Raw genomic sequence first — 23,475 nt, forward strand, 5'->3', positions numbered from 1 at the left:
AAGGTGCACTTGTCAAGAGTCGACGGGTGTACGAAGGACGACGGGCCGGTGAACCGGCGGACGCCCTCCCGGATGCGTCTACGCTGAGGACCGCCCGCCCCCGCGGGCCCGTCCCGTCACCCCATCACGTACGCGTCGAGGAGACCTTCCCCATGGCAGCGGACCAGCCCACCCTTCCCCCCGTTCGGCTGCCCTCGGACGCGGAGCTGGCGCGGGACGCCCTGGCCGCCCCCCTCCTCGCCCACGCGGTACGCCTCGCCCGCTGGGCCGGGCCCGAAACCCGCGTCGGCGCGGGAGGCGAACTCGCCGACGAGCAGCTCCCCGAGGCGGTCGAGGTCCTCGGCCTCACCGACGAGGAGGACGCCGAACTCCTCGCCGGCGACGCCTGGCGGCTCGCCGTGGACACCGGCCTCGTGGACATCGAGGACGCCGAGCACGACGACACCCCCGGCCGGGCCGCGCCCGGCGAGAACCTCGCGGTCGTCACCGGCGGCTCCCCGCAGGACGTCCTCGCGCTCTGGCTGGACGGTTTCGACGCCGTCTTCGCCGACGCCGTCGTCCCGGTCGTGGACGACCTGGAGGAGATGCTCGACGAGGACGGGGCCGTCGACTTCGCGTCGCTCGACTGGGACCCGGAGGCGGAGGCCGAGTTCCTGGAGGGCGTCCTCGGCAACCTCTACCTGCTGACCGTCAGCGAGGGCGGACCGGGCGAGGGCCCCGTGCCGCTGCCCGCGCTCGCCGCCTCCATGGTCGTCCCCGACGACATGGGCGAACCCACCGACGACGTCCTGGAGCGGGTCTCCGACGCGATGATGCGGCTGGACGAGCAGTTCCGCCTGCTCGAACCCATCGGGCTCGTCGCCTACCGGCCCGTGGACGAGGCCCTCATGGCCGAGGAGGGCGAGGAGCCCGCGCCGCCGGTGGACGAGGAGGACGTCACCCGGTACGGCATGGTCCGGCTCACCCCGCTCGGCCTGTACGGCGTGCGGGCCCGGATGCTGGAGGCCGGCGTGGACGCGCCCGCCGTCGGCGACCTGGCCGGCAAGGGCGCCGACGTGCTCCTCGACGGCGTCACCGGCTACCCGGAGGCCGCCGCCCGCGCCGAGACCACCGCCTGGCTGGCCGGGCGCGAGCCCGTGGCGGCCGCCCGTGAACTCCTCGCCGCCGCCCGGGGCACCGACCCGGCCTCGCCGCTGCGGCGCCTCCACTGCCAGCAGGCGCTGTCGCTGGTCGGCCCGGAGGCGGAGCCCGCCGTCCGGGAGGTCCTGGACGACGCCCAGCTCGGCGGTCTCGCCCGCGTCTGGCTCGCCGAGCGCGGTGCGGCGGACGTGCCGGCGCCCCCGGAGTCCATGATCTTCTGGCTGGCGATCGACACGATCGCGGCGCAGCTGGACGCGGACGGCGACCTCGCGGAGGTCCAGGAGCTCGTCGAGGGCCTGACGGGCCGCCACAGCGGCTTCTTCGAGGCCGCATGGCGGGTCGAGCACCCGGCGACGGCCGAGGTCCTGGAGGCGATGGGGCGGCTGCACCGGGACAAGGGCGCGGCGAAGGAGGCCCGCAAGGCCGCCTTCAAGGCCCGCTCGCGTACGGGCGGGCAGAGCGCCGGGGCCTGAGCGTACGGGCCGCGCGGTGCGCGCCGCCCGAGGGTTCGACGGTGGGCGGGGCGGGCGTTCCGGTGGTGTTCAGGCGCCGTTCGCGTGCGCCCGGAAGGGTGGCGGGCGACATCCGGACACCACAGGGGAGCGCGCACACCATGGCCCTCAACCGCAGAGACTTCGCCCGGCGGTCCGCCGGCGCCGGAGCGGGACTCGTCCTCACCGGCGCCGTCGGGGCGCTGGCCACCGCCCCCGAGGCGCTCGCCGCCGACGAGCCGGACGCGTACGGGACCGGCCGGGAGGAGGACCGGGGCGAGGGCCACGGCCGCCGGCTCGGGTACGGGCCGCTCGTCGCCGACCCGGACGGCCTGCTCGCCCTGCCCGAGGGCTTCACCTACCGGATCCTCACCCGCAGTGGCGTCACCCGCCTGGAGAGCGGCGAGTTCACGCCCTCGAACCACGACGGCACCGCCGCCTTCGCGGGCCCGCGCGGCACCACGTACCTCGTCAACAACCATGAACTCAAGGGTCCGCGCTCCCGGTGGGCCCACCCGGTCCCGCTCACCGAGGGCCTCGTCTACGACCCCGCCGCGGCGGGCGGCTGCACCGTCGTCGAGGTCCACCGCGACGGCACCGTCGCCGAGTGGGTCGGCATCGCCGGCACCTCCACCAACTGCGCCGGCGGGCGCACCGCCTGGGGCACCTGGCTCACCTGCGAGGAGAACTCCGACCTCGCCGGCGTCAACGGCATGACCAAGGACCACGGGTACGTCTTCGAGGTCGACCCGTACGACCGCCGGGCCAACCTCGACCCCCGCCCGGTCAAGGCCTTCGGCCGTTACGACCACGAGGCCGTCGTCATCGACCCCCGGCGCGGCCACGCCTACCTCACCGAGGACGCCGCCAAGCCCAACGGCCTCCTCTTCCGCTGGGTGCCGCCGCGCGGCTTCGAGCACGGGCGCGGGAAGCTCCGTACCCTCGCCGACGACGCCGGTGTGCTCCAGGCCTTCCGGTGCATCGACTCCCGGGGCCGGTTCGTCGACGACCTCTCGCGGGCCACCCGGATCGGCACCGTCTACGGCGTCGACTGGGTCGACGTCCCCGACCGGGACGCCCGCACCACCCCCGTCCGCGAGCAGTTCGGCCCGGACCAGGTGACCCGCGCCCGCAAACTGGAGGGCATGTGGTGGGCCGACGGCGGCGCGTACGTCGTGTCGTCCTACGCGCGGCAGGAGTCCCCGGGCGCCTCCCACGACGGCCAGGTCTGGTTCTACGACCCCAAGCGCCGCACCCTCACCCTCAAGGTGCTGCTCGGCGTGAACGCCACGCCGGAGGAGGACGGCGCCTACGACGGCCCGGACAACATCACCGTCTCCCCGTACGGCGGGCTCGTCATCGCCGAGGACGGCGAGGGTGTCCAGCACCTCTTCGGCGCGACCGAGTCGGGCCGCACCTACCCGATCGCCCGCAACGACCTCAACGACAGCGAGTTCACCGGCGTCGTCTTCTCGCCCGACGGCGACACCCTCTTCGCCTGTGTCCAGAATCCGGGCATCATGGTGGCGGTCACCGGCCCCTGGCGGCGCCAGCCGCGCCGCTGAACGACCGCGCGGACCAGGGACGTTGGACCCTGGTCAGTCCATGGACCGACATTTAACATGTCAGTCCATGGACGCACTGCGGCCCGTGGGCCGGACCCTGCTGCGCGACCGGGCGTACGAGTCCCTGCGCGAGGCCATCGTGCGCGGTGACCTCGCCCCGGGCGCCCCGCTCAAGGACGCCGACCTCGCCGAACGGCTCGGGCTCTCGCGCGCCCCCGTGCGCGACGCCCTGGCCCGGCTCTGCGACGAGGGGCTCGTCGAGACGAAGCCGCAGAGCTACACCCGGGTCACCCGGCCGGTCAGCCGGATCGTGCGCGACGCCGCCTCGGTGGTGCGGGTGATGCACGAACTCGCCGCCAGGACCGGTGTGCCGCTCCTCGGCCCCGAGGGCATCCGGACCATGCGCGAGGCCAACGAGCGGTTCTCGGCCGCCGTGCGGGACTCGGACGTCGAGACCGCCCTGGCCGCCGACGACGCCCTCCACCAGGTCCTCGTCATCGCCAGCGGCAACCACGCCGCCGCCGCCACCATCGCCCGCTACACCCCGCTGATCCGGCGCGTCGAGCGGCGCCTCTTCGGCGACGCGGGCAGCTGCGGCTCCGCCGAACTGCACACGCGCCTCATCGACGCCTGCGAGGCGGGCGACGCGGAGGCCGCGGTGCGGGTCACCACGGAGATCTGGGCGGCCCTCGAACAGCTCGCGGACGAGGCCACCGAGGTCGCCGACGTCACCGGCATCCCCGCGCCCTCGGCGCCGTAGGCCGCCGCGGGCACCCGGGGCGCCGCCGGCCCGCCGCCGCGCCCCGGAGCCGTACCCCCCGCTCCGCCGCCGCCCCGGCCCGCCGGGTCACGCCGCCGGAGCCGTACCCCGTTCCTCCGCGCCGCCGCCGAAGCGCCGGGACCGCCCGTCCCCCGTGCCCGGGAATCCGTCCGCGGCCGGCCCTCCACTCCCCGGGAGACCCCTTGCCGATCATCGATTTCGACCGCTTTCCGCTCCTCTTCGGGCCCTCCCCGGTCCACTCCCTCGACCGGCTCACCCACCACCTCGGCGGGGCGACGCTGTGGGCCAAGCGGGAGGACTGCAACTCGCCCATCGCCTACGGCGGGAACAAGACCCGCAAGCTGGAGTACCTCGTCGCCGACGCCCTCGCCCGGGGCTGCGACACCCTCGTCTCCATCGGCGGCGTGCAGTCCAACCACACCCGCCAGGTCGCCGCGGTCGCCGCCCGCGCCGGGCTGTCGTGCGTGCTCGTCCAGGAGAGCTGGGTCGACTGGCCCGACGCCGTCTACGACAAGGTCGGCAACATCCTGATCAGCCGCCTCGCGGGCGCCGACGTGCGCCTGGTGAGGGCCGGCTTCGGCATCGGGGTCAAGGAGAGCTGGGAGCGGGCGCTGCGGGAGGTCGAGGAGGCAGGCGGGAAGCCGTACGCGATCCCGGCCGGCGCCTCCGACCATCCGCTCGGCGGCCTCGGCTTCGCCCGGTGGGCCTACGAGGTGGCCGAGCAGGAACGGGAGCTCGGCGTCTTCTTCGACACGGTGGTCGTCTGCTCGGTCACCGGCTCCACCCAGGCCGGCATGGTCGCCGGCTTCGCCGCGCTCGCCGAGGAGGGCGGCCCGGCCCGCCGGATCATCGGCATCGACGCCTCCGCCGAGCCCGCCGCCACCCACGAGCAGATCACCCGGATCGCCCGGGACACCGCCGCCCTCATCGGCGTCGAGCGCGAGGTGACGGCCGCCGACGTGGAACTCGACGAGCGGTACCACGCGGGCGTGTACGGCGTCCCGGACGAGGCCACCCTCGACGCGATGCGGCTGGCCGCCCGTACCGAGGGGATGGTCACCGACCCCGTCTACGAGGGGAAGTCGATGGCGGGCCTGATCGACCTGGTGGAGCGCGGGGAGATCGGCCGGGACTCGACCGTGCTCTACGCCCACCTCGGCGGCCAGCCCGCCCTCAACGCCTACAGCGCCCTGTTCTCGTGAGGGAGGCCGGCCGCCTCCGTCAGAGGGACTGGGCGGCCGGCTTCACCATGCCCCGGACGGTGCGGGACTTCACGAACTCGCCCATCGCCGTCATCTCCCACTCACCGGAGAACTGCTTGATGAGCTTGGCCATCATGACGCCGGTCTGCGGCTCGGCCGTGGTCAGGTCGAAGCGGACCAGCTCCTCGCCGGTGGCCGCGTCCATGAGGCGGCAGTAGGCCTTGGCGACCTCGGTGAACTTCTGGCCGGAGAAGGAGTTCACGGTGAAGACCAGGCCGGTGGCCTCGGCGGGGAGGCGGCCCAGGTCGACCACGATCACCTCGTCGTCGCCCGCGCCCTCGCCGGTGAGGTTGTCGCCGGAGTGCTTGATCGACCCGTTCAGGATGGACAGCCGGCCGAAGTAGCAGCTGTCCAGGTGGTTGCGCTGCGGCCCGTACGCGATGACGGAGGCGTCCAGGTCGATGTCCCTGCCCCGGTAGGCGGGCTCCCAGCCGAGGCCCATCTTGACCTGGGAGAGCAGCGGGCGGCCGCCCTTGACCAGGGAGACGGTCTGGTTCTTCTGGAGGCTGACCCGGCCCTTGTCCAGGTTGATCTTGCCGGTGGCCGCGGGGGCCGCCGGGGGAGCGGCCGGGGCCGGGGGAGCGGGGGCGGCGACCCGCGGGTCCACCGGGGGAGCCGCCGGCGGGGCGGGCGGCACCGGCGGGGCGGCCGGCGTGACGGGGGCCGCGGCGGGAGCGGCGGCCGGCTCCTCGTCCACGCTGACGCCGAAGTCGGTCGCGATGCCGGCGAGCCCGTCGGCGTACCCCTGGCCCACGGCGCGGGCCTTCCAGGCGCCGTTGCGCAGGTAGATCTCGACGACGACCAGGGCCGTCTCCGTGCCCAGGCGGGGCGGGGTGAAGGTGGCGAGCACGGTGCCGTCGTCGGCGTTGCGCAGGGTGGCCGTGGGCTCGATGCCCTGGAAGGTCTGGCCGGCGGCGTCCGGGCTGGCGGTGACGACCACCCGCTCGACGCCGGCGGGCAGGGCGCCGGTGTCCACCAGGATCGCGTCGGGCGCGGTGCCGCCGCCGCCCCGGTAGGTGACGCCGGGGCCGGAGGGCTGGTTGTAGAAGATGAAGTCGTCGTCCGAGCGGACCTTGCCGTCGGCGCCGAGCAGCAGGCCCGAGACGTCGAGCCGGACGGGCGCGGCGACGTCCACCGCCACGCGCACGGCGGTGAGAGGGATGTTCGAGCCGGGGGTCATAGCGGTCATGTCAGGGCTAACGATCCGGGCGCCTTTGCCGTTCCCTTACCTTCACCGTTTTCGGCCACCCCGGTGACGGCCGGTCGTGGCCGGGGCCGGACCATCACGGACATCCCGCCGTTCCCGGTCACGTCCGTCATATGAATATTCTTTCGGATCGTGGGTGCAGTGGGTGGGAGCTCTTTTCGGACACGTGACGTCGACGAGGCGCGCCAGGAGCTGGACGCGCGCTACTACGCCAGCCGTATGGCGGTCGTCGAGCGGGACCGGCGTCCCTTCGCCGCGCGCTTCGACACCGTCGCCCTGGGGCCGTTGGTCATCGGCGACCTGAGCTGCGGGGCCGACGTGCGCATGAGCTTCGGCGAACTGGGGGCGTATCACGTCAACGCGCCGCTGAGCGGGCGCATGGAGATGCGCCAGGGCGGGGCGGGACCGATCGTCGCCACGGCGTCCGAGGCGCTGCTCCTCGACCCGGCGGGCGAGACCGTCCTGGACCGCTGGACCGGGGACTGCCGGACCCTGTCGGTGAAGGTCGGCGCGGCCGAACTCCGCGACCGCCTGGAGCAGCTGCTCGGCACCCCGCCGCGCGGCGCGCTCACCTTCGCGCCCCGCCTGGACATCTCGCGCGGCCCGGGCCTCAGCTGGGTGCGCTTCGCCCGCCAGGTGGCGTACGAGGCCCTCGCCGGCGACGGCCTGGCCCGGCACGAACTGGTGGCGCGTCCCTTGCAGGAGGCCCTGCTCAACGGGCTGCTCCTGGCCGCCGAGCACCCCTGGCGCGAGGCCCTGGACCACCCGGGCGAGCCGCGCCGCCCCGCCCCGGTCAAGCGCGCCATGGACGCGGTGCGCGAGCGCCCGGAGCACCCCTTCACGACCACCGAACTCGCCGCGCTCGCCCGGGTGAGCGTGCGCCGCCTCCAGGAGTCGTTCCGGGAGTACGTGGGGATGTCCCCGATGGCGTACGTGCGCGAGGTCCGGCTCGACCGGGTGCGCGAGGAGCTGCGGGCGGCGGCGCCCGGCGAGGTGAGCGTGGGCGAGGTGGCCTGGCGCTGGGGCTTCACGCACCAGGGCCGGTTCGCGGCCCGCTACCGGGAGAAGTTCGGGGAGCCGCCGTCCCTGACCCTGCGCGCGGGGCGCTGACCCAGGGGTGTGCGCCCCGGTGTGCGCGCCCGCGCACCCACTGGTCGCGTTATCCGGACAGCGGCCGCGTTCCGCGGATCGCGATGATCTTCGCGGACGCCTACCGTGAGCGGGTCCGGTCTGCCAGCGCGACCGTGACCCGGGCCCCGGCCGGATCCCCCCCGTATCGTCCGGCCGGGCCTGAGTAACCTCACCACCCCCGCGCCGGCCGCGCGCCGGGCTCAGTGCGGCCAGCGCGGCGGGTTCACGCAGAAGTGGCCGCCCAGGTACAGGTCGTCGGCGCTCCCGGGTTCCGGCAGGCCCTTCTCGGCGATCAGCTTCTCGGCGAACTCCTCGGAGTCGTCCCGTGGCGCGTAGCCGAGCGCCCGGGCGGTGGAGAGGTCCCACCAGGCGCGGGTGTTGGCCGAGGAGCCGTACACCACCGTGTGGCCGACCTCCCCGGCGGTGAGCGCCGCGTGCAGCAGCCGGGCGCAGTCGGCCGGACTCAGCCACATGGAGAGCATGCGGACCGAGGTGGGCTCGGGGAAGCAGGAGCCGATGCGGACGGAGACCGTCTCCACGCCGTGGAGGTCCCAGTAGAGCTGGGCCAGGTCCTCGCCGAAGCACTTGGAGAGGCCGTAGAAGGTGTCGGGCCGGTGCGGGGTGTCCACGGGAACGGGCGGCTCGCCCTCGCGGGGGCGCCGCGTGAAGCCGACGGCGTGGTTGCTGGAGGCGAAGACGACGCGCGGGACGCCCTCCTCGCGGACGGCCTCGTAGAGGTGGTGCAGGCCGGTGATGTTGGCGGCCACGATCTTCTCGAACTCGGCCTCCAGGGAGATGCCGGCGAGGTGCACGACGGCGTCGGCGCCGCGGACCGCCTCGCGCAGGGCCGCGCGGTCCGCGAGGTCGGCGACGATCGCGTCCGGGGCGCCGGGCACGGGGACGGCGTCGAGGAGGCGGAGCTCGTATCCGTACGCGGGCAGCAGCTCCCGCATCAGCGTGCCGACGCCGCCGGCGGCGCCGGTGAGCAGGAGGGTACGGGGTGCGGGCATGGAGCGGGTCTCCTCCGTCGGGCGGTCGTGGGATGACGGGTGCGCCGGAAGGCCGGTGGGCCGTGCGCGGGTGCAAGAGCGTCATTCTGAGCGACATTCACATCCGTGGACACGCTAGGGAGCGGGCCGACGGGGCGTCAAGACTCGGCGGTACGGCAGGTTCGCTCCTTGACCGGTCGATCGGGGCTGTTCTAGCGTGCGAGAGGTCAGCGTTCATGCATATGGATGACAGTCATAGACGTGCACGACGGACTTCCCTGGGAGCGCCCGTGACCACTGCCCCGTTCGCCGACCGGCTCGACGGCCTGCTGTTCTTCCCCGTCACCGCCTTCGCACCGGACGGCTCCGTCGACCTCGACACCTTCCGGGCCCACGTCCGGGCCGGTGTCGAGGCGGGCGCCGCCGCCGTGTTCGCCTGCTGCGGCACCGGAGAGTTCCACGCCCTCACCCCCGAGGAGTTCCACGCCTGCGTCGCCGCCGCCGTCGAGGAGACCGCCGGCCGCGTCCCCGTCGTCGCCGGCACCGGCTACGGCACCGCCCTCGCGATCCGCTACGCCCGGCTCGCCGCGGAGGCCGGCGCCGACGGACTCCTCGCCATGCCCCCGTACCTCGTCGTCCCCGACCAGGCGGGCCTGCTGCGCCACTACACCGACATCGCCGCCGCCACCCCCCTCGACGTCATCGTCTACCAGCGGGACAACGCGGTCCTCACCCCCGCCACCGCCGTCGCCCTCGCCCGCACCGACGGCGTCGTCGGCCTCAAGGACGGCCTCGGCGACCTCGACCTGATGCAGCGGATCATCAGCGCCGTCCGCTCCGAGGGCCTGGACCTGCTGTACTTCAACGGCCTGCCGACCGCCGAACTCACCGGCCCCGCCTACCGGGCCCTCGGCGTCCACCTCTACTCCTCCGCCGTCTTCTGCTTCGCCCCCGACCTCGCCCTCGCCTTCCACCGCGCCCTCGCCTCGGGCGACGAGCCCACCGTCCGCCGGCTCATCGACGGCTTCTACCGGCCCCTCGTCGAACTCCGTTCCCAGGGCCGCGGATACGCCGTCTCCCTCGTCAAGGCGGCCGTCCGGATGGGCGGACTCGACGTCGGCCCCGTCCGGCCCCCGCTCAGCGAACCCGACCCCGCCCACCTCGACGCCCTCGCCCGCCTCCTCGACGACGGCCGGGCCCTCCTGAAGGAGACCGGCGCGTGAGAACCGGAGCCTTCCTCTACCCCTGGGACGTGGACGGGGACCCCGCCGCCCCCGACCTCCTCGCCGGCCTCGGCCTGGCGCAGGTCACCCTCGCCGCCGCCTACCACTCCACCCGCGCCCTCAGCCCCCGCCACCCCGCCCACCGCGTCGTCACCGCCGAACACGCCGCCGTGCTCTACCCGCCGGACCCCGCCCGCTGGGCCGGCCGCGCGCTGCGCCCCTTCCCGGCCGGCGACTGGGCCCCCGGCGACGCCTACGGCCGGGCCGCCGAAGCCCTCGCCTCAACCGGCCTGGAGGTCCACAGCTGGGTCGTCCTCGCCCACAACTCCCGCCTCGGCGCCGAACACCCCGAGACCTCCGTCGTCAACGCCCACGGCGACCGCTACCCCTGGGCCCCCTGCATCGCCCGCCCCGACGTCCGCGCCCTCCTCACCGGCCTCGCCGCCGAGGCCGCCGTCCGCCCCGGCGCGGCCGGCACCGAACTGGAGTCCTGCGGCTGGTACGGCCTCGCCCACCTCCACGCCCACGACAAGACCTCCGGCGTCCCCCTCGGCGGCGACCGCGAGCAGTACCTGCTGTCCCTCTGCTTCTGCCCCCACTGCCGCGAGGGGTACGCCGCCGAGGGCGCCGACCCGGAGGAATTCGCCGCCGCCGTGCGCCGCGCCCTCGCCCCCGTCTGGGCCGGCACCGGCCCGGCGGGAGGCCTCGGTGACCTGGAGGCCCCCGCGCTGGCCTGGCGCGCCCGGACCGCCCGCTCCTTCCAGGAGGCCGCCGTCGCCGCCGTGCGGGCCGCCGCCCCGCCGGGCTTCCGCGTCATGCTGCACGCCGACCCCGACCCGTACCGCTGCGGCGCCGACGCCGGCACCGACCCCGCCCACGTCCTCGGCCTCGCCGACGGGGTGGTCGCCCGCCCGCCGAAGGTCGCCGCCTTCGCCGCCCACGCCCGCCCCGGCGGCGTCCTCGCCGCCAACCTCCCGGTCGTCACCGGCATGGGCGGCGCCCCCGCGCGGCTGGCGGCGGACGCCGGGCGGGCCAGGGCCGACGGCGCCACCGAACTCCGGCTCTACCACGCGGGACTCGCCTCCGACGAGGACCTCGCGGCCGTCCGCACCGCCCTGAAGGAACTCGGCTGAGCCCCCGGGCCCGGCCGCGAGAGGCCGGGCCCCGCGCCTCACCAGGCCAGGTCCTCCAGCGCGTCCAGGTCGGGCGCCGGAACCTCCGGTTCGGCACCCTGCGGCCCCACCGACAGCTCCGCCCAGATCGTCTTGCCCCGGCGGCCGTACCGGGTGCCCCACCGCTCCGCGTACTGCGCCACCAGGTACAGGCCTCGGCCGCCCTCGTCCGTCGTCGCCGCGTGCCGCAGGTGCGGCGAGGTGCTGCTGCCGTCCGACACCTCGCAGATCAGCCGCCGGTCGTACAGCAGCCGCACCCGCACCGGATCCGCCCCGTACCGCACCGCGTTCGTGATCAACTCGCTCAGGATCAGCTCCGCCGTGAACGCCAGACCCTCCAGCCCCCAGTCGGCCAGCTTCTCCGCCGCCGCGTTCCGCACCGGCGACACCGCCGACGGGTCCCGGGCCACGTCCCACTCCGCGATCCGCTCCCGGTCCAGCAGCCGGGTCCGCGCCACCAGGAGCGCGATGTCGTCCCGGGGCGCCGGTGACAGCAGGGTCGCCAGGACGTCCGCGCAGGTCTGTTCCGGGCTCCGGTCGGGCGAGGCCAGAGTCGAACCCAGCAGCCCCAGCCCCGTGTCCAGGTCCCGGCCGTGGTCCTCCAGCAGGCCGTCCGTGTAGAGGACCAGCTTGCTGCCCTCCGCCAGCCGCAGCTCCGTCGCCTCGAACGGCGCGTCCCCGAGCCCCAGCCCCAGCGGCAGCCCCGGTGCCAGCGCGGGGAACTCCACCCGCCCGTCCGGACGCACCACGGCGGGCCCCGGATGCCCCGCGCTCGCCATCGTGCACACCCCGGACGCCGGGTCGTAGATCGCGTACAGGCAGGTCGCGCCGGTGATGCCCTCCTCCCGCCGCCGCCCGTTGCCGCCCTCCGCCTCCGCCGCCCCCTGCTCGTCGATACGGCCCGTCAACTCGTCCAGGTGACCGAGCAGTTCGTCCGGCGGCACGTCGAGGGTCGAGAAGTTGTGCACCGCCGTCCGCAGCCGCCCCATCGTCGCCGCCGCGTGCAGCCCGTGCCCCACCACGTCGCCCACCACCAGCGCCACCCGCGCCCCCGGCAGCGGGATCACGTCGAACCAGTCGCCGCCCACCCCCGCCGTCGCCGGCAGGTAGCGGTACGCCACCTCGACCGCGTTCTGCTCCGGCAGCACCCGCGGCAGCAGGCTCCGCTGCAGCGTCACCGCCATCGTGTGCTCGCGCGTGAACCGGCGGGCGTTGTCGATCGCCACCGCCGCCCGCGCCGCCAGCTCCTCCGCGAACGACAGATCCTCCTCCCCGTACGGCTCCGGGGTGTCCGCCCGCCAGAAGTTCGCCATCCCCAGCACCACCCCCCGGGCGAGCAGCGGCACCGTCAGCAGCGAGTGCATCCCGTACGCCAGCGCCTGCGCCGCCCCCTCCGGGTCCTGCGCCCGCCAGCCCTCCGCCGACGCCAGCTCCGCCTCCACCACCGCGTGACCCGTCGCCAGGGCCCGGGCCATCGGCGTGCTCGGCACCTGGAACCGCACCATGTCCCCGACCGGCTGCAACGGCTGCTCCGGCCGCAGTCCGCTCAGCGCCGTCCGCCGCATCTCCGCCGCGCCGGCCTCCGCCGGCGGCGGCTCCTCCCCGCGCAGCACCGGCTCCAGGAGCTCCACCGTCACGAAGTCCGCGAAGCGCGGCACCGCGACCTCCGCCAGCTCCTCGGCCGTCCGCACCACCTCCAGCGTCGTGCCGATCCGCACCCCGGCCTCGTACAGCAGCTGGAGCCGGCCCCGCGCCACCGCCGCCCGGCCCGAGAGCGCGGCCAGCTCGGTGGTGTCCCGCATCGTCATCACGCTCCCCGAGGCGCTGCCGTCCGGGACCGTGGACCGCACGCTCACCGCGAGGAGCCGGTCACCCGCCCGGTGCACCTCGTCCGTCGCCGTCCGCCCCGACTCCAGGAGCTCGACCGTACGGGGGTCCAGACCCAGCTCCGAGACGTGCCGGCCCTCCGCCTCCGCGCCCAGGCCGAGCAGCCGCCGCGCCTCGTCGTTCGCGAGCAGCAGCCGCCGGTCCGCCCCCACGATCACGACGCCCTCACGCACCGCGTGCAGCACCGCCTCGTGGTGCTCCTTCATCCGGGTCATCTCCGCCGGACCCAGCCCGTGCGTCTGCCGCCGCAGCCGCCGGCTCACCAGGGCCGCCCCGCCCACCGCGAGCACCAGGGCACCCGCCGCCGCGCCCGCCAGCAGCGGCACCCGCCCCTCCACCGCCTCGGCGATGCTCTCCACCTCGATACCGCTGGTGACCATGCCGACGATCCGGCCCCGCTCGTCCTCGATGGGCACCACCGCCCGCACGGCGTCGTTCGGAGCGCCCCGGAACAGCTCCGTGAACGACTCGCCGTCCACCGACGCCCGGAACAGGTCGCCGGTGGCCCGGCGGCCGATCAGCGACGGGTCCGAGTCGGTGTACCGGCGCCCCTCGGTGTCGAGGACCGCGATGAAGTCGACGCCGGTGGCCAGCCGCGTCCGCTCCGCCCGGTCCTGGAGCACTTTCGTCGGATCGGGCGAGGTCACCGCCTCGTCCACCCCCGGCGCCTTGGCGAAGGCCTCCGCCACCGCCAGGGAACGGATCCGGGCGTCCCGCTCGGTGTCCTGCCGGGCCTGGTGGAGCGTCACCAGCACCGCCGCCACGATCACCAGGAGCGCGATCAGCGCCTCCAGGGCGAAGACCTGCCCGGCCACGCTCCGCAGCCCCGTCCCGCGCTCCGGCCCCGCCGGCCCGCGCGGACCCCGTCCCCGGCCGGCGGCGTGCCGGCGGGCCCGGCCGCTCATCTCGTGCTCCGGGCCACGAGCAGTGCCACGTCGTCCGGCGCGCCGGGCCGCCGCAGCGCCCGCAGCAGCCGGTCACAGGTCTCCTCCAGCGGCCCGCGCGACTCGTCGAGCAGCCGCACCAGCAGCGCGAGCCGTTCGTCGATGGGCGCGTCCCGGGTCTCGATCAGGCCGTCCGTGTAGAGGACCAGCAGGTCCCCGGGGAGGAACGGCACCCGCGCCGTACGGAACACCCCGCCGCCCACCCCCAGCGGCAGGCCCGTCGACACCCGTACCAGCTCTGCGGGACCGTTGGCCGGGACCCGGACGGGCGGCAGATGCCCGGCGTTCGCGATCCTCAGCCGCCCACGGCGCGGATCGTGCACGGCGAAGAGGCAGGTGGCGATGTAGTGCTCCAGACCGGAGGTGATCCGGTCCAGGTGCCGCAGCACCTGGGCGGGGGAGAGGTCGAGGTCGGCGAAGGCGCAGGTGGCCGTCCGCAGCCGGCCCATCGTCGCCGCCGCGTCGATGCCGCTGCCCATCACGTCCCCGACCACCAGGGCCGTCTTCTCGTCGGGCAGCTCGATCACGTCGTACCAGTCGCCGCCGACCTCGCTCGACGCCTGCGCCGGCTGGTAGCGGACCGCCACCTCCAGGCCGGCCGGCTCCGGCGGCTTCCCGGGCAGCAGGCTGCGCTGGAGCGTCACCGCCGAGTTCCGCACGCTCTGGTACCAGCGCGCGTTGTCGATGCTGACCGCCGCCCGCGCGGCCAGCTCCGTCGCCAGCAGCACGTCGTCCCGGTCGAAAGGCAGCGGATTGCGGTCCCGCTTGAGGTCGAGCGCGCCGAGCACCTCACCCCGCGCGATCAGCGGCACCGCCAGGTACGAGTGCACCCCGGCCCGCGCGAGGCGCTCCGCCGCCTGGGGGTCGCGGGCGATCCGGGGCAGGTCCTCGGGCCCCACCCGCTCCACCAGGACCGGCCGGCCCGTGTGCACGCACCGGGTGACCAGCCGGTCCTCCCCGTACATCGCCACCGCCCCCGGCGGGTCCGCCGCGGGCAGCGCCTCCGTCCGGTGCGCGGCCTTCACCGCCAGCGCCCGGAAGAGTGCGGGGCCCTGCTCGGGGGCGCCCGGCCGGCGCAGCGACAGCACCGAGTCGAGCACGTCGACGGCGGCGATGTCCGCCAGCTCGGGCACCACCACCCCGGCCAGCTCGTCGGCGGTCCGCTCCACCTCCAGGGTGGTGCCGACCCGGGTGGAGGCGTCCGCGACGAACGCCAGGCGCCGCCGGGAGCGGTCCGCCTCGGCGTCCGCCCGGTGCCGCTCGGTCACGTCGATCACCGAGGCCGCCACCCCGAGGACCCGGCCCTCGGCGCCCTCCAGGCGGTAGAAGGAGACCGACCAGGCGCGCTCGCCCTCGTCCGGGGCGATCGCGGCCCGGCCCACCACGGGCCGGTCGAGCAGCGGCGCGCCGGTGGCGAGCACCGTGCGCGCCGCCTCCTCCAGCGCCTCGGCCTCGGGCCACGGCATCAGGTCGCCGATCCGCCGCCCGATGTGCCGGGCGGCCGGTACGCCGTCGATCCGCTCCAGGGTCGGGTTCACCAGGACGTAGCGCAGGTCGGTGTCGAGCACGGCGAGCCCGATGGGGGACTGGGAGACCAGCCGGTCGGAGAGGGCGAGCTCGGTCTCCACGCGGGCGACGGCCGCCCGGTCGGCGGCGATGCCCAGGGCGTACAGGTCGCCGAGGTCGTCGGTGAGCCGCATGTTGCGGAACTCCACGCACCGGGTCGTGCCGTCCTTGTGCCGCACGGGGAAGGTGCCCGCCCAGGTGGATCCCTCCGCGAGGACCTCGCGGAAGAGGCGGACCGCCTCGTCCCGGTGCTCGGGGCCGACGATCAGCCGGGCCGCGTACCGCCCGAGGGCCTCGTCGGCGCGATAGCCGAACAGCTCCTCGGCCTGCGGGCTCCAGAGGACGATCCGGCCGCGGCCGTCCAGGACGACCGCCGCCACCCCGAGGACGTCGAGGAGTCCCCTGCCGTCGAAGGGCACCCCGGCCCCGCCGTCGGAGGGCACACCGGCCCGGCCCTCCGTCCCCGGGAAGGAACCGGCCGTCACTGTGCCCTCCTCCCGCCGCGCCCGCCCGTCCTCCTCCATGCTCCCCGCCGCCCGGTCGCCCCGCACCACGGAGACGCCCGTACGGCGGGCGGGACGGGCCGCGCGGCCCGGCGGCCGGGACCCGGCTCAGGCCGCGGGGGCGCCGCGCCGCCTCTCGTACCGCAGCGCGGCGCCGGTCGCCAGCGCGCCGAGCCCCTCCCACAGGCCCACCCCCAGGAACCCGGCCGGGGCGCGGCCGGCCACCACGGCCAGGGTGAAGACGGCGCAGGTCAGCAGCCGGAACGGCACCGTCCAGCGGAAGAAGGCCTTCCAGTCGGCGAGCGCGGCCAGTACGTAGTACACGCCCATGTTGAGCGCGGCCATGGAGGAGGCCGTCAGGAACACCAGGGTGTGGTCGCCCTCCGCCCGGCCGCCGTCCGGCACCGGCTCGAAGCCCATCACGGTGAGCAGGGCGTCCGGGACGGCCAGGCCCACCACGCCGAGCGCGGCGGCCAGCGCGCCGAAGACCGCCATGGTCCAGCCGGACAGGGAACGGGGCAGGCGCACGGCGGTCCTCCGCGGGATCGGGACTCGGTTCGAAAGCGTGCTCGGACGTCGAGCGCCCCCTGCATACCGCGAGCGCGGGTCCCGGGGCCAATCGGGCCCCGGCACCCGTCACTTCAGGGCCGCCGCCATCATCTGCCGGGCCACCGGGGCCGCCAGGGAGTTGCCGCTGATCTCGGAGCGGGCCGCGCCCGAGTCCTCGATCATCACCGCCACGGCGACCTGCTTCCCGGTCGCCGGGTCCTTGGCGTACGAGGTGAACCAGGCGTAGGGCGTGCTGCTGTTGTTCTCGCCGTGCTGCGCGGTGCCCGTCTTGCCGCCGACCTCGACCCCGGGCAGCGCCGCGTTGCTGCCCGTCCCCTGCTCCACGACCGTCCGCATCGCCTCGCGCAGCTGCCGCGCGGTCGACGCGGACACGACCCGGGTGGTGTCCCCGTCCCGGTACGTGGCGAGGGGGTCGCCGTCGGCGTCGACCACCCGCGTGACCATGTGCGGGGCGGCCAGCAGACCGTCGTGGGCGAGGACCGCCGACACCATCGCCATCTGGAGCGGGGTGGCCGTCACGTCGAACTGGCCGATGCCGGTGAGCGCCGTCTGCGCCGGGTCCATGCCCGAGGGGTAGACGCTCGCGTAGGCCCGGACCGGGACGTCCCGCTCCGTGTCGTTGAAGCCGAACTTCTCCGCCATGGCCCGCACCTTGTCCTGCCCGAGGTCGACGGCCATCTTCGCGAAGACGTTGTTGCAGGAGTAGCGGAGGGCGGTACGGATCGTGGCGTTCTCGCACGGTGCCGAGGCGTTCTCGTTCGGCAGCACCGTGCGGGTGTGCGGCAGGGTGTACGGCTGGGGGCTCGCGGTCGCCGTGTCCACCGAGGCGTACAGCCCCTCCTCCAGGGCCGCCGCGGCGACGACCAGCTTGAAGGTGGAGCCGGGCGGCAGCGGCTGCCGCAGCGCCCGGTTGACCATCGGCTTGTCCGGGTCGCCGGTCAGCTCCTGCCAGGCCTTCCCGTCCGCCGTCCCGGCGATCCGCGAGGGGTCGTAGGACGGGGTGGAGACCATGCCGAGGATCCGCCCGGTGACCGGGTCGACGGCGACGGCCGCGCCCTTCTTGTTCCCGAGCGCCCGGTGACCGGCCTTCTGCACCTCCGGGTCGATCGTGGTGAGCACGGTGCCCGGCTCCGCCTGCCGCCGGGTGACCGCGTCCAGCGGGTTCTTCAGGCGGTCGTCGGTGCCGTCGAGGACGTCGGCGTAGATGCCCTCCAGCTGCGTGGCGCCGTACGCCTGCGAGCTGTAGCCGGTCACCGCCGCGTACAGCTCGCCGTCGGTGTAGGTGCGTTTGTAGGCGAGATCGCCGCCCCGGGTTCTGGTCGAGCCGGTGACCGGCGTGCCGGCCACGACGATGTTCCCGAGCGGCTGACCGTACTGCGCGATGGTCTTCCGCCGGTTCTTCTGGTCGTTCGCGAGCGCCTTGGCCTCGTACGCCTGCACCCAGGTGGCCCGGCCGAGGAGGGCCAGCACCAGGAGCAGCGCGAAGACGGAGGCGCGCCTGATCGTCTTGTTCATCGCACCTGTCGGGACGAACGGGCCGGTACGGGTCGTTCCGGAATCGTCCGATTCTCAGCGAACCTTCATGTCCGCCCCGGCCGCACGCGCGACCCCCGGGCGTCCGCTCCGGCGGCCCTCAGCGCACCCCCACGAACCCCGACTCGTATGCCAGGATCACCGCCTGCGTCCGGTCCCGCGCCCCCGACTTCGCCAGGACCGCCGCCACATGCGTCTTGACCGTGGCCGCCCCGACCCCCATCCGGTCCGCGATCTCGGCGTTGGTCAGCCCCTTCGCCACCAGCCGCAGCACCTCCGCCTCCCGCTCGGTGAGCCGCCCCACCCACGGCGGTGCCACCGGCGGACGGCGCCGGGCGTGCTCGGCGGCCAGGCCCCGGACGGCCGCCGGGTAGAGCAGCGAGTCGCTCCGCGCCACCAGCCGCACCGCCGCCACCAGCTCCTCGGCCGCCGCCCGCTTGAGCAGGAACCCGGCCGCGCCCACGCGCAGCGCGTCGTACACGTACGCGTCGTTCTCGAAGGTCGTCACGACCACGATCCGGGGCGGGTCCGGCATCCCGCCGAGAATCCGCTCGGTGGCCCGGATGCCGTCCACCTCCGGCATCCGCACGTCCATGAGGACCACGTCCGGCCGGCACGCACGCACCACAGTGACCGCCTCGGCGCCGGTGGACGCCTCCCCGACCACCTCCAGGCCGGGCTCGGCGTCGAGGATGACCCGCAGGGCCGTCCGCACCATCCGCTCGTCGTCGGCCAGGACGATCCGGACCGGGGCGCTCACCGGGGGATCCTGACCGCGAGGCGCCACACGCCGTCCGCCGGTCCGGCCCCGGCGGTGCCGCCCAGCAGCCGGGCCCGCTCCGCGATGCCGCGCAGGCCGTGCCCGCCGCCGGGCCGGGTGACCGGCGGCCGGCCCGGCAGGGGGTTCTCCATGGTGATCTCCACTTCCTCGTCGCGGACGCCGACCCGCACGGTGACGGGCGCGCCGCCCGCGTGCCGGGCCGCGTTCGTCAGCCCTTCCTGGACGATCCGGTACGCCTCCCGGGACAGCGTCTCCGGTACGCGGCCGGGGGCGCCCGTCACGGTGAGCGCCACGTGCGGCCCGGCACCCCGCACCAGCGCCTCCAGGGCGTCGAGCCCCGGCCCGGCCCCGACCACCCCCCGCACCCCGCCGGGCCCGTCGGGGTCTTCGCGTCGCAGCAGGCCGAGCACCTGGTCCAGCTCACCGACCGTGCGCCGGGTGGTCTCCTCGATCGCGGTCAGCGCCTCCCGCACGAACTCCAGGTCGGTGCCCCCGGCGTCCAGGACCCGGCGGGCCGCGCCCGCCTGCAGGGTGACGGCGCTCAGGGCGTGGCCGACCGAGTCGTGCAGCTCGCGGGCCAGCCGGTTGCGCGACTCGGCCTCGGCGGCCCGCCGTTCCGCCGCCGCGAGCCGGTCCGCCGGGCTCGGCCCCAGCAGCCGGGGCGCCAGCCGGGCGAGCAGGGTTCCGGTGACGGCGGCCGCGGCGGCGAGCGCGAGCAGCATCAGCAGCCCGGCCGGCAGCGCCGCCCAGATCCAGCCGATCCGGTCCAGGCCCCAGAGGCGCCCGAGTTCGGACCGCCGCAGGCCCGGCGAGAACGGCAGCGCCGCCACCGCCACCGCGAACGGCGGCAGCGCCAGCGTCGCCCCGGCGACCAGCGCCCCGGCGCCCACGTGGAGCGTGAACCAGCCGGCCGACCGGGCCTTCGCCTCCCGGCCGCGCGCCGGACCGTCCGCGAACCGGTCCGCGGGCACCCCGCACAGCGCCCGCGCCGCCGCCACCGACAGCGGCCGGGCGGCGGGGAACAGGGCGGTCACCGTCGCCAGCGGCAGCCCGACGGCGTACGCCCCGAACTGCGCGGCGACACTGCCCGCGAAGAGACCCGGCGCGTCCAGCAGCGGCCCCACGACGACGGTGCCGACCAGCCAGTACGGCATGAACAGCGCGCCGCCCAGGATCAGATGCAGCCACCGCAGGCGGGCCCGCTGCCCGAACAGGAGGTCCGCGCACCGCCTCACGCCTCGGCGCTCCGCCGCCGCAGGAGGACGGCCACGCACGCGGCGAGCAGGAACCCGGTGATCATGTCGCCAGCGTAGGTCAGGCGGGTCAGCGCCGTGACCGCCGTGGCGGGACCGGTCTCCGGCAGCAGCGAGACCAGCGACATGTAGGCGCCCCAGCAGCCGGCCGCGGCCGAGGCGGTCCAGGCCACGGCGAGCGTGGAGCGCACCCGCCACCGGGCCGGGCGGCGCAGCACGAGGAGGAAGGTGGCCGTGACGGCGAGGACGAGGAAGAGGAACCGCTGCGCCTCCAGGACGTGGAAGTCGGCGTCGCGTCCGGCGATCTGCGCCGGGGACAGCCCGGTGTCGGCGCCGCACAGCCACAGCAGGTGGACGCTCGCGGGGAACAGCGCGAGCAGCGCGCCGGCCGCGGCGGCGGCCCGGACTCCGGGCCCGCCGAGCCGGGCGGACAGGTCACCGAGCCGGCCGCGCCACACCCGGCCCCAGCGGTCCCCGGCGTACAGCGTGAACAGGGCGCCGAGGGCGAGGCCCTGGAGGATGAACCCGCCGTAGACGACGGTGAACACCCAGGGCTCCAGGAACGGTTCGCTCGGCGCGGCGGCCCGTTCGTCGCCGGTGAGGACGGCCACGAGGAGCTGCGCGGGATAGCCGCTCATGATCGGGACGAGGAGGCCGGTCGCCGCCCACATCGGCGGTGCGAGCAGCCAGGCGGGCACCCGTCGGCCCCAGGCCTGGGTGAGCAGCAGGGCGAGGACCACCACGAGGACGTCGGCGGCCACGGTGACCGCGTTGACGGCGGCCAGCAGCCCGCGGTTCTCCAGGAGCACGCTCCCGGCCGGGATGCCGGTCTCTCCGCCGGCGATCCAGACGGCCTTGAGCGAGACGTACGGGACGCAGGCGGCGACCGCGAGCGCGCGCAGCGCCCGGCGGGCGGGGCCCGGGCGGGTGCCGGAGGAAGGGGCGGCGGGGGTGAGGGACTGGCTCGTCATGGCTCCACGCTCCCGCGCCGGGCCCGCCCGGACCTCCTGCCCACCGGTGAACCGCCTCCGCCGCGCGGGGGAGACGCCTCTCCGACCCTCAGGGGTGCGGAGGGTGTCAGAGGCGGCGGGTGGCGAGGGTCAGCCGGTCCCGGGCGTCGAACAGCGCGTCCTTGATCATCTGCTCATGGGCGGGCGTGAGGCGCGCCACCGGCACCGAGCAGCTGATCGCGTCCCGCGCCGGGGTCCGGTAGGGGATCGCGACACCGAAGCAGCGCAGCCCCAGGGTGTTCTCCTCGCGGTCCACGGCGAAGCCCTGTTCGCGGATGACGCGCAGCTCCTCGATGAGGCGCTCGCGGTCGGTGATCGTGTGCTCGGTCAGCGCGGGCAGGGTCTCCGGCAGCAGCTTGCGCACCTGCTCGTCGGTGTGGGTGGCGAGCAGCGCCTTGCCGAGCGAGGTCGAGTGGGCGGGGAGCCGGCGGCCGACCCGGGTGAACGGCCTCAGGTAGTGCTGGGACTGACGGGTCGCCAGGTAGACCACGTTGGTGCCGTCGAGCCGGGCCAGGTGGATGGTCTCGGTGGTGTCGTCGGAGAGCCGGTCCAGGGTGGGGCGGGCGGCGGCCACCACCTCGTCGCCGTCGATGTACGAGGTGCCGACGAGCAGGGCGCGGACGCCGATGCCGTACCGGGTCCCGGTGGAGTCGGTCTCCACCCAGCCCAGCTCGACCAGCGTGCGCAGCAGCATGTACAGGCTGGACTTGGGGTAGCCGACGGCCTCCTGGACGGCGGCGAGCGAGTGCATGCCGGGGCGGCCCGCGAAGTATTCGAGCAGCTCCACGGTCCGCACCGCAGACTTCACCTGTGCCCCACCCGCGTCGGCAGTCGCCATGACCCTCGCCCCTCTTCCGTTGTCCGTATAGAGTCCCGCACAGATGCGTTCATCTACGGGAACTGTGTTCAGAATAGCGAACAGGGGCGTAGTGGTGGCAGCAGAACCAGTGTGGAGTGTGGACCCCCGGACGGGGAAGCCGCGCGAACAAGTCGCCGTCGAGGCCACGGCGGGCGACGTCGACCGGGCCGTACGCGCCGCCCACGGCGTCCGCGACAGCCTGGCCGACCGGACCGTACGGGCCGTCCTCCTGCGGACGGCGGCCGACCTCCTCGACGAGGCCGGCGAGCAGGTCGTCGCCGTGGCCGACGCCGAAACCGCCCTCGGTCCCGTCCGCCTCACCGGCGAACTCGCCCGCACCAGCGCCCAGTTGCGTGCCTTCGCCGAGGTCGTGGAGGAGGGCTCCTACCTCGACGTGCGGATCGACGCGCCCGACCCGGACGCGGTACCGCCCCGGCCCGACCTGCGCCGCATGAAGATCCCCCTCGGCGTCGTCGCCGTCTACGCCGCCAGCAACTTCCCGCTCGCCTTCTCCGTCCCCGGCGGCGACACGGCCAGCGCCCTCGCCGCCGGCTGCCCCGTGGTGATCAAGGCCCACCCCGACCACCCGGCCACCTCCGAACTCTGCGCCTCCCTGCTGCGCCGGGCCGCCGTCAAGGCCGGACTGCCCGAGGACGTCGTCGGCCTCGTCCACGGCTTCGACGCGGGCGTCGCACTCGTCCGCCACCCCCTCGTGGCCGCCGCCGGATTCACCGGCTCGGTACGCGGCGGGCGCGCCCTCTTCGACGCCGCCGCCGCCCGTCCCGTCCCCATCCCCTTCCACGGCGAACTCGGCTCCCTCAACCCGGTCGTGGTCACCCCGGCCGCCGTCGCGGAACGGGCCGAGGAGATCGGCGCGGGCCTCGCCGCCTCCATGACGCTGGGCGCCGGCCAGTTCTGCACCAAGCCGGGCTTCGTCCTCGTCCCCGCCGGCGAGGCGGGCGACCGCCTCCTCGGCGCCCTCACCGAAGGCGTCGGCGCCGCCGGCCCGGCCGTCCTGCTCGACCACCGGATGCGGGAGGCCTTCGTCACCGGGGCGGCCGAGCGCGCCGCCCTCGACGGTGTGGAGGCCCCGGTCGCGCCCGGCGCGGCCGGCCAGCACACCGTGGGCGCCGGCGTCCTCACCGTCGACGCGGCCCGCCTCACCGGGGAGGAGCACGCGCTCCTCCTGGAGGAGTGCTTCGGCCCGGTCACCGTCGTCGCCCGCTACACCGCCCCGGAGGAGGCGCACGCCGTCCTCGGCCGGCTGCCGGGCAACCTCACCGCCACGCTGCACACGGCGGAGACCGGCGAGGACGACACCGCCGCCCCGTTCCTCACCGCCCTGACCCCGCTCGCCGGCCGCGTCCTCGTCAACGGCTGGCCCACCGGCGTCGCCGTCGCCCCCGCCCAGCACCACGGCGGCCCCTACCCGGCGACGACCTCCACCTCCACCTCCGTCGGCGCCACCGCCGTCGAACGCTGGCTCCGCCCGATCACCTACCAGTCCACCCCGGACCACCTGCTCCCGCCCGAGCTCCGGGACGGCAACCCGCTGGGGATCCCGCGCCGCTGACGGCGGAGGCGGTACGGGGACGGCCGGCCGCCCCC

At 75.4% G+C, this 23,475-nt stretch carries 18 protein-coding genes; 8 read left to right on the forward strand and 10 right to left on the reverse strand.

Annotated elements, in window-relative coordinates; all coding sequences use genetic code 11:
• The first annotated feature begins 152 nt into the window (after positions 1 to 152).
• From ACFY60_RS14180 to ACFY60_RS14195, 4 genes are all read left to right on the forward strand, one after another.
• A complete protein-coding gene (locus tag ACFY60_RS14180; protein WP_388611571.1) occupies positions 153 to 1,613 on the forward strand; it encodes a hypothetical protein in 1,461 nt (486 codons plus the stop codon).
• Positions 1,614 to 1,753: 140 nt separating this feature from the next.
• Entirely contained in the window at positions 1,754 to 3,196 is a 1,443-nt protein-coding gene (locus ACFY60_RS14185; RefSeq protein WP_388611572.1) for an alkaline phosphatase PhoX, read from the forward strand.
• Positions 3,197 to 3,263: 67 nt separating this feature from the next.
• Positions 3,264 to 3,956, forward strand: coding sequence for a GntR family transcriptional regulator (locus ACFY60_RS14190; protein WP_309051471.1), 693 nt, complete (start codon positions 3,264 to 3,266; stop codon positions 3,954 to 3,956).
• A 203-nt stretch (positions 3,957 to 4,159) separates the two neighbouring features.
• On the forward strand, positions 4,160 to 5,179 hold the full coding sequence (locus ACFY60_RS14195; RefSeq protein WP_388611574.1) for a 1-aminocyclopropane-1-carboxylate deaminase: 1,020 nt from the start codon (positions 4,160 to 4,162) through the stop codon (positions 5,177 to 5,179).
• A 19-nt stretch (positions 5,180 to 5,198) separates the two neighbouring features.
• On the opposite strand, the gene ACFY60_RS14200 is transcribed toward ACFY60_RS14195, so the two are convergent.
• Entirely contained in the window at positions 5,199 to 6,428 is a 1,230-nt protein-coding gene (locus ACFY60_RS14200) for a TerD family protein (protein ID WP_388611576.1), read from the reverse strand.
• A gap of 150 nt (positions 6,429 to 6,578) precedes the next feature.
• Between ACFY60_RS14200 and ACFY60_RS14205 the strand changes: the two genes are divergently transcribed.
• Positions 6,579 to 7,556, forward strand: a complete 978-nt coding sequence (locus tag ACFY60_RS14205; RefSeq protein WP_388611578.1) for an AraC family transcriptional regulator — start codon at positions 6,579 to 6,581, stop codon at positions 7,554 to 7,556.
• Positions 7,557 to 7,777: 221 nt separating this feature from the next.
• Here ACFY60_RS14205 and ACFY60_RS14210 read toward each other — a convergent pair whose 3' ends face one another.
• Entirely contained in the window at positions 7,778 to 8,587 is an 810-nt protein-coding gene (locus ACFY60_RS14210) for an NAD-dependent epimerase/dehydratase family protein (protein WP_388611580.1), read from the reverse strand.
• Positions 8,588 to 8,856: 269 nt separating this feature from the next.
• On the opposite strand from ACFY60_RS14210, the gene ACFY60_RS14215 reads away from it, so the two are divergent.
• Positions 8,857 to 9,789, forward strand: coding sequence for a 5-dehydro-4-deoxyglucarate dehydratase (locus ACFY60_RS14215; RefSeq protein WP_388611582.1), 933 nt, complete (start codon positions 8,857 to 8,859; stop codon positions 9,787 to 9,789).
• Positions 9,786 to 10,922: a hypothetical protein gene (locus ACFY60_RS14220; RefSeq protein WP_388611584.1), complete on the forward strand. Its 1,137-nt coding sequence runs from the start codon at positions 9,786 to 9,788 to the stop codon at positions 10,920 to 10,922. The genes ACFY60_RS14215 and ACFY60_RS14220 overlap by 4 nt, the downstream gene beginning before the upstream one ends.
• Positions 10,923 to 10,960: 38 nt before the next feature.
• Here the strand turns inward: ACFY60_RS14220 and ACFY60_RS14225 are convergent, their stop codons facing one another.
• From ACFY60_RS14225 to ACFY60_RS14260, 8 genes are all read right to left on the reverse strand, one after another.
• Positions 10,961 to 13,753: a SpoIIE family protein phosphatase gene (locus ACFY60_RS14225; protein ID WP_388611586.1), complete on the reverse strand. Its 2,793-nt coding sequence runs from the start codon at positions 13,751 to 13,753 to the stop codon at positions 10,961 to 10,963.
• The gene (locus ACFY60_RS14230) at positions 13,750 to 15,843 is read right to left on the reverse strand and encodes a SpoIIE family protein phosphatase (RefSeq protein ID WP_388611588.1); all 2,094 of its coding nucleotides are present in this window, start codon (positions 15,841 to 15,843) and stop codon (positions 13,750 to 13,752) included. Before ACFY60_RS14230 ends, ACFY60_RS14225 begins: the two co-directional genes overlap by 4 nt.
• Positions 15,844 to 15,969: 126 nt before the next feature.
• Positions 15,970 to 16,356, reverse strand: a complete 387-nt coding sequence (locus ACFY60_RS14235) for a hypothetical protein (protein ID WP_388611748.1) — start codon at positions 16,354 to 16,356, stop codon at positions 15,970 to 15,972.
• Positions 16,357 to 16,497: 141 nt separating this feature from the next.
• On the reverse strand, positions 16,498 to 17,946 hold the full coding sequence (locus tag ACFY60_RS14240) for a peptidoglycan D,D-transpeptidase FtsI family protein (RefSeq protein ID WP_388611590.1): 1,449 nt from the start codon (positions 17,944 to 17,946) through the stop codon (positions 16,498 to 16,500).
• Positions 17,947 to 18,064: 118 nt separating this feature from the next.
• Positions 18,065 to 18,682, reverse strand: a complete 618-nt coding sequence (locus tag ACFY60_RS14245; RefSeq protein WP_388611750.1) for a response regulator transcription factor — start codon at positions 18,680 to 18,682, stop codon at positions 18,065 to 18,067.
• A gap of 38 nt (positions 18,683 to 18,720) precedes the next feature.
• Positions 18,721 to 19,980, reverse strand: coding sequence for a sensor histidine kinase (locus ACFY60_RS14250; RefSeq protein ID WP_388611592.1), 1,260 nt, complete (start codon positions 19,978 to 19,980; stop codon positions 18,721 to 18,723).
• Entirely contained in the window at positions 19,977 to 20,969 is a 993-nt protein-coding gene (locus tag ACFY60_RS14255; protein ID WP_388611593.1) for a hypothetical protein, read from the reverse strand. The genes ACFY60_RS14250 and ACFY60_RS14255 overlap by 4 nt, the downstream gene beginning before the upstream one ends.
• A 106-nt stretch (positions 20,970 to 21,075) precedes the next feature.
• On the reverse strand, positions 21,076 to 21,846 hold the full coding sequence (locus ACFY60_RS14260; RefSeq protein ID WP_352058620.1) for an IclR family transcriptional regulator: 771 nt from the start codon (positions 21,844 to 21,846) through the stop codon (positions 21,076 to 21,078).
• A gap of 94 nt (positions 21,847 to 21,940) precedes the next feature.
• Between ACFY60_RS14260 and ACFY60_RS14265 the strand changes: the two genes are divergently transcribed.
• A complete protein-coding gene (locus tag ACFY60_RS14265) occupies positions 21,941 to 23,440 on the forward strand; it encodes an aldehyde dehydrogenase (NADP(+)) (protein ID WP_388611595.1) in 1,500 nt (499 codons plus the stop codon).
• Positions 23,441 to 23,475 lie beyond the last annotated feature (35 nt).

This window comes from Streptomyces sp. NPDC012827, assembly GCF_042900905.1.
In the GTDB taxonomy this organism is placed as follows: Bacteria; Actinomycetota; Actinomycetes; order Streptomycetales; family Streptomycetaceae; genus Streptomyces; species Streptomyces gulbargensis.

Excerpts from the sequence above, each read along its gene's own strand:
- ACFY60_RS14225 (WP_388611586.1), bottom strand. The coding sequence starts at position 13,753 with ATGAGCGGCCGGGCCCGCCGGCACGCCGCCGGCCGGGGACGGGGTCCG.
- ACFY60_RS14185 (WP_388611572.1), top strand. The coding sequence starts at position 1,754 with ATGGCCCTCAACCGCAGAGACTTCGCCCGGCGGTCCGCCGGCGCCGGA.
- ACFY60_RS14260 (WP_352058620.1), bottom strand. The coding sequence starts at position 21,846 with ATGGCGACTGCCGACGCGGGTGGGGCACAGGTGAAGTCTGCGGTGCGG.
- ACFY60_RS14190 (WP_309051471.1), top strand. The coding sequence starts at position 3,264 with ATGGACGCACTGCGGCCCGTGGGCCGGACCCTGCTGCGCGACCGGGCG.
- ACFY60_RS14210 (WP_388611580.1), bottom strand. The coding sequence starts at position 8,587 with ATGCCCGCACCCCGTACCCTCCTGCTCACCGGCGCCGCCGGCGGCGTC.
- ACFY60_RS14180 (WP_388611571.1), top strand. The coding sequence starts at position 153 with ATGGCAGCGGACCAGCCCACCCTTCCCCCCGTTCGGCTGCCCTCGGAC.
- ACFY60_RS14200 (WP_388611576.1), bottom strand. The coding sequence starts at position 6,428 with ATGACCGCTATGACCCCCGGCTCGAACATCCCTCTCACCGCCGTGCGC.
- ACFY60_RS14255 (WP_388611593.1), bottom strand. The coding sequence starts at position 20,969 with ATGACGAGCCAGTCCCTCACCCCCGCCGCCCCTTCCTCCGGCACCCGC.
- ACFY60_RS14245 (WP_388611750.1), bottom strand. The coding sequence starts at position 18,682 with ATGGTGCGGACGGCCCTGCGGGTCATCCTCGACGCCGAGCCCGGCCTG.
- ACFY60_RS14235 (WP_388611748.1), bottom strand. The coding sequence starts at position 16,356 with ATGGCGGTCTTCGGCGCGCTGGCCGCCGCGCTCGGCGTGGTGGGCCTG.
- ACFY60_RS14240 (WP_388611590.1), bottom strand. The coding sequence starts at position 17,946 with ATGAACAAGACGATCAGGCGCGCCTCCGTCTTCGCGCTGCTCCTGGTG.